5 protein-coding genes and 1 pseudogene are annotated in these 8,803 nt (G+C 69.7%); 3 read left to right on the top strand and 3 right to left on the bottom strand.

Annotated elements, in window-relative coordinates:
* The 3 genes from ACIQ6S_RS13785 to ACIQ6S_RS13775 all read left to right on the top strand — a co-directional run.
* Window positions 1-773, top strand: a 773-nt coding sequence (locus ACIQ6S_RS13785) for an ATP-binding protein (protein ID WP_397608852.1), incomplete at its 5' end; no start/stop codon positions are given.
* On the top strand, window positions 760-2,523 hold the full coding sequence (locus ACIQ6S_RS13780) for a potassium/proton antiporter (protein WP_397608851.1): 1,764 nt from the start codon (window positions 760-762) through the stop codon (window positions 2,521-2,523). The genes ACIQ6S_RS13785 and ACIQ6S_RS13780, both read left to right, overlap by 14 nt.
* Window positions 2,524-2,731: 208 nt before the next feature.
* Window positions 2,732-6,154 carry a S8 family serine peptidase gene (locus ACIQ6S_RS13775; RefSeq protein WP_397608850.1) on the top strand — a complete coding sequence of 1,141 codons (3,423 nt, stop codon included), beginning with the start codon at window positions 2,732-2,734 and terminating at the stop codon, window positions 6,152-6,154.
* 80 nt (window positions 6,155-6,234) lie between these two features.
* Here ACIQ6S_RS13775 and ACIQ6S_RS13770 read toward each other — a convergent pair whose 3' ends face one another.
* The 3 genes and pseudogenes from ACIQ6S_RS13770 to ACIQ6S_RS13760 form a co-directional block, all read right to left on the bottom strand.
* The gene (locus ACIQ6S_RS13770; protein WP_397608853.1) at window positions 6,235-6,438 is read right to left on the bottom strand and encodes a hypothetical protein; all 204 of its coding nucleotides are present in this window, start codon (window positions 6,436-6,438) and stop codon (window positions 6,235-6,237) included.
* Window positions 6,439-6,471: 33 nt separating this feature from the next.
* Window positions 6,472-7,323 carry a hypothetical protein gene (locus ACIQ6S_RS13765; protein WP_397608849.1) on the bottom strand — a complete coding sequence of 284 codons (852 nt, stop codon included), beginning with the start codon at window positions 7,321-7,323 and terminating at the stop codon, window positions 6,472-6,474.
* Between the two features lie 1,033 nt (window positions 7,324-8,356).
* Window positions 8,357-8,803, bottom strand: a pseudogene (locus ACIQ6S_RS13760) (isocitrate lyase); the annotation flags it as partial.

Raw genomic sequence — 8,803 nt, 5'->3', positions numbered from 1 at the left:
GCGGCGGGATTCCGCGACCGGGGGAGCTCTCGCTGGCGCACCACGGCGTGCTGTTCCTCGACGAGCTCCCGGAGTGGAGCCGCAACACCCTCGAGGCCCTTCGCGAACCGCTGGAATCCGGCGATGTGCAGATCGCACGTGCAGCGATGCAGGCGGTGTTTCCGGCACGCCCTCTGCTCGTCACGGCGATGAACCCTTGCCCCTGCGGCTGGGCCGGGGACCCCTCGGGCCGCTGCAACTGTCCGTCCGACACCATCGCGCGCTACCAGTCGCGCGTCAGCGGCCCGTTGCTCGACCGCATCGACCTCCATGTGGCGCTGGCCCGCGTGCCCGCTTCGGCCTTGATGGCGCCGAGCGGCCCCGGCCTTCCGAACGATGCCGAGGCGTCGCGCGCGAACGAGTCCAGCGCCGCCGTCCGGGCCCGCGTGCTGCGGGCCCGCGAGCGCCAACAGGCCCGGCAAGGCAAGCCGAATGCGCATCTGGCACCGGGCGAGCTCGAGGCCGTCATCGCCGCCACGCCAGCGGCGCGGGCCTTGCTCGAACACGCCGCCGATCGCCTCACGCTCTCGGCACGCGCAGTGCATCGCACGCTGCGAGTGGCGCGCACCCTCGCCGATCTGGCCGGTGAAGACGCCGTCGACACGCCACAGATGGCCGAGGCGATCGGCTTCCGCGCGATGAGCATCGACTCGAATCCGTCGTTGCAGGCTACGCTGCAAGCCTCGACGCGAACGGAGCACCGGGCCGGGCATGGAGTGGTTGGCACGCACTGACACGTGGTTGCTGGGCGGCGCCCTCGTCGCCCTGCTGGGCATTGGCTCCAGCCTCGTGGCCCGCCGCTTCGGCGCGCCGCTGCTGCTCGTGTTCCTCGCGCTCGGCGTCGCGCTCGGCCCGGAGGGGGCCGGCTTCAACATGGCACCGGGCATCGTGTATGCGATCGGCGCGCTGGCGCTGGCCATCATCCTGTTCGACGGCGGCCTGCAGACGCGGCTCGCGCCGCTGCGCCCGGCCATCGCGCCGGCGCTTTGGCTGGCGACGGCTGGCGTGGCCATCACGGCGGTGCTCACGGCCCTGGCGGCCATGTGGCTGCTCGGCCTGGGCTGGGTGGAAGGCCTGCTGTTGGGCGCGGTGCTGGCCTCGACCGACGCAGCGGCGGTGTTCTTCCTGCTGCGCGGCGCCGGCATCGCGTTGCCGAAGCGCGTCAATGGCGTGCTGGAGATCGAATCCGGCAGCAACGATCCCGTCGCTGTGTTCCTGACGGTGCTGTTGTGCACCTGGCTGTCGGTGGGCAACGTTGGCGGGCCGGGCGGCCTGGCGCTGACCCTCGTACTCCACCTCGTGCTGGGCCTGGGCTTGGGGGTCCTCGGGGGTCGCTTGATCGCCCTCGGCCTCAATCGCTTGTCGTTGCCCGAGGGCTTGCACCCGCTGTTTGCGCTGGCCGGCGCCGTGGGCTTGTTCGCGGCGACCAACACCCTGCACGGCAGCGGCTTCCTCGCCGTCTATGTCGCCGGGCTGGTGCTCGGGCAGAAGCCGGTGCGCGCGATCGCCAACGTCACGACCGTGCTCAACGCATCCACCTGGTTGGCGCAGGGCGGCATGTTCCTGCTGCTGGGCATGCTGGTCGTGCCCTCCACCCTGCTCGATGTGCTCGGCCCGGCGCTGGCCCTGGCCGCGGTGCTGATGCTGGTGGCGCGCCCTGTCGCCGTGGCCGCCTGCCTGGCGCCCTTCGGCTTCCACAAGCGCGAGATCGGCTTCGTCGGCTGGGTCGGGCTGCGCGGCGCGGTGGGCATTTTCCTCGCGTCGCTGCCGCTGCTGATGGCGCTGCCGCAGGCTTCGCTGTACTTCAACGTCGCCTTCGTCGTGGTGGTCACCTCGCTGCTGGTCCAGGGCTGGACGCTCAAGCCGGCGGCCAGGCTCTTCCGCGTGGCGCTGCCGCGCCGCGAGACGGCGACGCGCCGCATCGAACTCGACCTGCCCGGCCAGCTCGAATTCGAACTGGTGGGCTATCGCGTCGGGCCGACCAGCGCCGTGCTGACCAAGAACGCGGAGCTGCCCGGCTGGGCGCGGCCGGCGATGGTGGTGCGTGAGGGGCGCATCCTGCTGCCGACCGAGGCCGGTCCGGCGCAAGCCGACGACACCGCCTATTTCCTCGCGCCGCCCGGCGAGGTCTACCGGCTCGACTGGCTGTTTGCCGAGGGCAACGAGGCGCGCGAGGCCGAACACGAGACGTTCGGGGCCTTCAGCCTGGCGGGCGACGTGCCGCTGGGCGAACTGGCCGGCTTCTACGGGCTGCCGATCCCGCCGCGCTACGCCGCCCACACGGCCAGCGAGATGTTCGCCACCCGCTTCGAGGGCGAAGTTCACATCGGCGACCGGATCGCCCTCGGCGGTGCCACCCTGGTGGCCCGACGCATCCGCGACGGCCGCGCGACCGAGATCGGCATCGTCTTCCATACCGACTCGCTGGGGCGCCTCCAGCGCTGGATGTCAGGGTGGCGTGAGCGCCTGCGTCGCGCGTTCTGATGCAGCGCAGCGTGGGGCCGGCATCCAGGCCAGAGCAGGACCCCGCGCACTTGCAGGGCCGCGCGCTTCACGTTACACAGTAACGGTACGGCCGTCGCGCCCCCGCTTCCGGTCGTCCTGTCCCCGCGAACCCGCCCAGGCGTCGATGCCAAGACCATCGGCCCGCGGGGGCGCGGACTTCATCTGATCGTTTCTTGGGGAGTCATCCATGCGTCGCTTGCAGCAGAAGTGGTGTTCGATCGCGGTTTCGTCGGCCCTCGTGGCCATGGTGGGTGCGGCGCAGGCGGCGACGGTGGAAACCGCCGCAGTGGCGAAGTCCGATTCGCCCGCCCTGAAGGCCTTTGAGTCGACGGGCCGCATGCCCTACATCGTCGGCTTCCGCGACGTGCCCGCCGTCACCTTCGAAGCCCAGCTGAAGCAGGCACCGACGCCCCCGCTGCGCGGCAAGATGGCGGTCGACCACGACGCCGCGGTGGCCGCCTACGCCACGCAGCTCGAAGGGCGCCAGCGCGCCAACGAAGCGCGCCTGAAGTCCAGCGTCGGCCGTGACTTCGACGTGCAGCACCGCATGCAGCATGCCTTCAACGGCATCGTCGCCGAGCTGACGCCGGCCGAAGCCGCCGCTTTCGCCAATGACCCGACGGTCACGCTTGTCGAGCCCTACACCGAGTACGCGCTGGACGATGAAATCGCCCCGTCGGTGATCGGCGCGAACACGGTGTGGGAAGACGGCACCGGCTTCCACCGCGCCGCCTTCATCAGCCGCGGTCGCACCGAAGTCTCCGTGTACAACCGCCGCGCCAAGGGCGAAGGCGTGATCGTCGGCATCGTCGATTCGGGCATCAATTTCGCCAGCCCGTCCTTCGCCGGCGTCGAGCCCGGCACCGGCCACGAGTTCAAAAACCCGCTGGGCGACGGCCGCTACCTCGGCAGCTGCGCCACCGGCGGCGTCGATGCCGGCCGCTGCAACGACAAGCTGATCGGCGGCTACGACTTCGTCTGCGGCCCGCCGGCCAACCTCTGCGGCACGGCCAACATCGGCGAGGAGCCGGGCTTCGGCGACAGCAACAGCCACGGCACGCACACGGCCGGCACGACGGCGGGCAACACCCGCACCACCACGTTCCGCGGCAACACGGTCACGCTGACGGGCATCGCGCCGCGCGCCAACGTCATCGCCTACGACGCCTGCTACACCAACACCGCGACCGGCCAGGGCCTCTGCCCCAACGTCTCGACGCTGGCCTCGATCAATCAGGCGATCGCCGACGGCGTCGACGTCATCAACTACTCCATCGGCGGCGGCGCCCAGCCGTGGTCGGAAGCCATCTCGCAGGCCTTCCTCGCAGCCACCGACGCCGGCATCTTCGTCTCGGCCTCCGCCGGCAACAGCGGCCCGAACCCCTCGACGAACGGCCACAGCCAGCCGTGGGTGATGACGGTCGCCGCGGCCCAGTCGGGCCGCTCGGGCTACGAGTTCACCCTCAACACCAGCGGCGCGGGCGTGCCGACCAACCTCTCTCAGGTGCTGCTGGCCGCCGGCTCGGGCGGTGTTGAGCTGACCACGGCGATCCCGAGCAGCGCGCTGCGCGCCGGCCCGGGCTTCACTGGCGCGGCCGACGGCTGCACCGCCAGCGGCGCGTTCCCGGCGGGCTTCTTCAGCAACCGCATCGCCCTCGTGCGCCGCGGCACTTGCGCCTTCACCGAAAAGGCGGCCAACGCCACGGCCGCCGGCGCGCGCGCGGTGATCATCGTCAACAACACCACGGGCGGCATCGCGCCGTCGGTGCCCGGCGCCACTGTGCCGGTGTTCGGCATGGCGCAGGCCGAGGGCGTCGCGCTGCAGGCGCTCACCGTCTCGAACCCGGCGCTGGCCTCGACGGTGCCCTTCCCGGCCACGCGCATCGACAACACGGCCGACCAGCTGGCCGCCTTCAGTTCGCGCGGCCCGGCCGCGTTCTCGGTGCTGAAGCCGGACATCACCGGCCACGGCGTGAACATCCTCGAGCCGGTGGCCTGCGCCAACCCCACGCAGTGGACGACGGCGGGCTGCGTCGAGACGATCGGCTTCCTCAGCGGCACCTCGATGTCCTCGCCGCAGGTGGCGGGCAGCGGCGCGCTGCTGCGCCAGCTCTTCCCGACCTGGACGCCGGCCGAGATCAAGTCGGCGCTGATGATGACGGCGCGCCAGGGCGTGCTGATGCAGGACGGCGTCACCGTCGCCAACCCGTTCTCGGCCGGTGCCGGCCGCGTGCAGGTGGATGCCGCGGCCAAAGCCGGCCTCGTGCTCGACGAGCAGCGCGCCGACTACAGCGCGGCGAACCCGGCGCTGGGCGGCGACGTGTCGGCGCTCAACCTCGCCAGCATGACCAACCGCGGCTGCAGCACCACGAGCTGCACCTTCACCCGCACCTTCCGCAGCACGCGCGGCACGTTCCAGACCTTCAGCCTCGCGCTGTCGGGCGTGACGGGCTCGGTGAGCGCGCCGGTCTTCACCGTCGGTCCGTTCGGCACGCAGACGGTCACCGTCACCGTGAACACGGCGGCCCAGCCGGCTGACGGCAGCTACCGCTTCGGCACGCTGACGCTGACCTCCACCGGCAGCGACAGCAGCACCCGCTCGCCGGCCCTGCGCCTGCCGATCGCCGTCGCCGTGCGCGCGCCGGAACTGGGCCTCAGCACCGAGACGATCGCCATCAGTGCCCCGGCCAACACCACGCGCAGCGCCAACTTCACGCTGTGGAGCAACAGCAACCCGGTCGACTTCACGACCCGCACCACGGGAACCGGCACCGGCGCGGTCGTGGCGCAGAGCGGTGCGGGCGCGACCAGCGGCTACGCCACCGGCCGCTACACTGACCTCGGCATCGGTCAGTTCGCCGCCGATGACTTCGTGCTGACGCAGGCGACCACGCTCGCCAGCATTGTCAACGAAGGCTTCGTCCTCGGCACCGGCACCATCCCGGCGACGACGGTGATCGGCTGGTCGATCTTCGCCGACGCCGGCGGCGTGCCGGCAGGCAATCCGGAAACCTCGCCGAACGCGGCGGTGTGGCGCTACTCGGCCCCGGCCAACTCGGCCGGGATCAGCACCACCGGCGGCGTGCTGCGCCTGAACCTCGCGGCCGCGGGCCAGAACGTGACCCTGCAGCCGGGCCGCTACTGGCTGGTGCCGCAGGTGAACGCCGTGTTCGCCAACCGCTTTGCGTGGTTCTTCTCGCAGCAGGGCAACGGCACCGCGCCGCGCACGATCGTCCCGAGCAACCCGGCACCAACCAACGTGTGGACCACGCCGGCCGGCGCGCCAGTGGGTCTCGCCTACACGCTGAATGGCACGGTCAGCTGCGGCGCATCGTGGATCGGCAGCGTCACGCCGGCCTCGGGCCGCGCGGTCGCGGGCGCGCCCGCCACGGTGACGGTCAGCGTCAACACGGCCGGCCTCGCACCGGGTAACTACTCGGGCTTCGTCTGCCTTGGCAGCAACGACCCGGCCCGTGCCACGGCCACCGTCCGCGTGAACCTCTCGGTGGTTGCCGCCACGCAGGCTGAGGGCAACAAGCGCAGAACGACCGGTTCCGAGCGTCTGCGCCAGCGCGTCGGGTCGATGCGTGCAGGTGCGCTGCGCCAGTAACGCGGCGGTTCCGCTCAAGCAAACAACAACGGGCCCGAAAGGGCCCGTTGTTGTTTCAGTGGCGGAGAAGCCGCCTCGGGTTACGCGACGGCGGTTTCCTTCTCGCCGTGGTGGAACTGCTCCTCCTCGGCGCGGCCCCAGCGCTGGTGCTTCACCGCGGTGAAGCCGCGCTCGGCGGCGGCGAACTCGCGCCCCTGCAGAGTTCCAAGTTCGCAGACCCAGCTCGAGACGCCACCGGAAAGCGAGCGCCACGGCGGGCCGCCGGGTCCTTGGCTTCCGTGCACGATGCAGACAGCCGCCGGGCGAGCCGAAACGGCTCACCTCGGTCCGGAGGGAGGCGTGCTCCGGTGCCTCCGCACCAAGTAACCAGCGAGCTGTCCAGCCACGACCTGCTCGTTCGGCTCAAGGGCCTGATTCATCCAATGCTGGGACAGCGATAGGCCGGGCCTGCAATCGAAAGGGAGACAGGTGGCCAAGGTCGCGTAGCTCGTCGGAGCGCAGCCGGGAAAGAGCTGGCAACGCGCGTCCACCGCCGCGGAGGCGCGGATCGCCTGCTGCCGATCAGGTGGCAGGAGCGCCATGCCGAGCGTGCGTTCGACCTCTGGCCCGAAGCTCTTTTCGACATTGTGCAGCGCCCGCAGCACATACAGCGCCGGGCTACGGACCTGATCGAGATCGCTCGGCATGTCCCTCGCAGTCCGCATCTCGGTCAAGACCGCGTCCGGGTTGGCGCTGGCCTGGAGTTGGGCGTCGACCACCGCCGACTGGTATCCGGCACACAGGTCCTTGACTAGGGACTGCACGATGGCGAGAGAGCGGGCAGCTTGTTCCTGTGTCGACTCGTCCGGCTCAGGGATTCGCTGTGAACTCCCGGCATCGCACAACGAGCGGATCGCAACGAGCATTTCGTGGCGATCCGTTTCGAATTCGCCCCGGGATCCGCCAACCAGCAGATCACGCCACGACCGGGGAGCGTAGATCTGCTCCAGCGAGCGGCGTTCCGCGGCATGCGCCGCATCCGCTGCTCGGCCGGCGCCCGCAGGCGCACGGCCCGAAGGACCCACCTCCCCGTCCCTGTGCGCTACGGAGGGATCGTCACTGGGGCGCTCCGCATCCTCACGATGCACCTTCAGCGCCCATGCCCCTGCCAACGTCAGTACAACCAGCACTAATCACGCCATCCGCCGCGGCTTGGAGAGGGCATTCTTCATCGAAGAACCTCAGGAATGTTTTTGGCGGGTAGATCGCCGAGCCCAAGCAAACCCCACAACGGCGGTCTCTATAGGCTCAGCGGCCGATTGGCAAATCAGCCGTCAGGTGGTCGGAGGTGGCGGATTGACTCCGCACGAGCCTCTCGGAATAGCGCCGCAATTCGACAGTGCAGGAATGGCGCAAACACACCACTGAGATTCACCTGGCCGGAATTCGACCCTATACGCCCCAGTGCGACCAAAGACACCGCTCGGACCTGCTCTACGATCACGTTCTGCGCTTCCACGTCGCGCTCCTGTTGCGAAGTCGCACACGTGTAGTTCGCAGGCGAGCTGAGGAGACTCAGTCGAGGCCTCCGGCTCACTCGAGCCGCGCCGCGCCGCGCCGCCGCCATTGGGCGTGGGAGAGACGATGCGAATGGTCCAGAGAATGAGGAATCCGGGGTTACTGGGCCCCACAGCGTAAACCGTTGGCAGCACCGGGTCGCCGCTCCGGCAGGCCCTGAATCGATCCTCCACACCGAAGGCTTCAGGCCGAATGACGTCCGCGGCGGCCTCGGCATCCAGGATCTCGACTTGATCTCCGGCTTCCTCGGGCGGCGGTGAGAAGTTGCAGCAGGGCTTTGGAGGCCCGTCAAATGGGTCCTTGCCTGTTCGAGCGATGCATCGGGCGTGTCCACGCTGCAAGCCGAATATCAACGGATTCGCAGTGGACGTCGCACCGGCTCGACAGGTCGCGACGGTTTCCTTCGCCTTGCCCTCGCCGTGGTCGAACTGCCCCTCCCCGGTGTTGCCCTTCATCGCCATGGTGGAGCTCTGGCCGGCGTGGATGGTCGACGTCTCACAGCGGTCAAGCCGTGCTGGTGCGCCAGCGCGACGGGTCGATGCATGCAGGTGCGCTGCGCCAGTAACGCGGCGTTTCCGCTCCAGCAAACAACAACGGGCCCGAAAGGGCCCGTTGTTGTTTCGGTGGCGGAGAAGCCGACTCGAGTTACGCGACGGCGGTTTCCTTCTCGCCGTGATCGAACTGCTCTTCCTCGGTGCTGCCGCGCATCGCCGTGGTCGAGCTCTGGCCGGCCTGGATCGTCTGCGTCACCGCGTCGAAGTAGCCGGTGCCGACTTCGCGCTGGTGCTTCACCGCGGTGAAGCCGCGCTCGGCGGCGGCGAACTCGCGCTCCTGCAGCTCGACGAAGGCGCTCATCTGGCGGCGGGCGTAGCCGTGGGCCAGGTCGAACATGCCGTAGTTGAGCGAGTGGAAGCCCGCCAGGGTGATGAACTGGAACTTGTAGCCCATGGCCGCGAGTTCCTTCTGGAAGCGCGCGATGGTCGCGTCGTCGAGGTTCTTCTTCCAGTTGAAGGACGGCGAGCAGTTGTAGGCCAGCAGCTTGCCCGGGTACTTGGCGTGGATGGCTTCCGCGAAACGCTTGGCGAAGGCGAG

The organism is Silanimonas sp., from assembly GCF_044377035.1.
Classification (GTDB): domain Bacteria; phylum Pseudomonadota; class Gammaproteobacteria; order Xanthomonadales; family Xanthomonadaceae; genus Silanimonas.
Note: the sequence above shows the minus strand (reverse complement) of the source record. Positions and strands in the feature narration are given on the sequence as shown.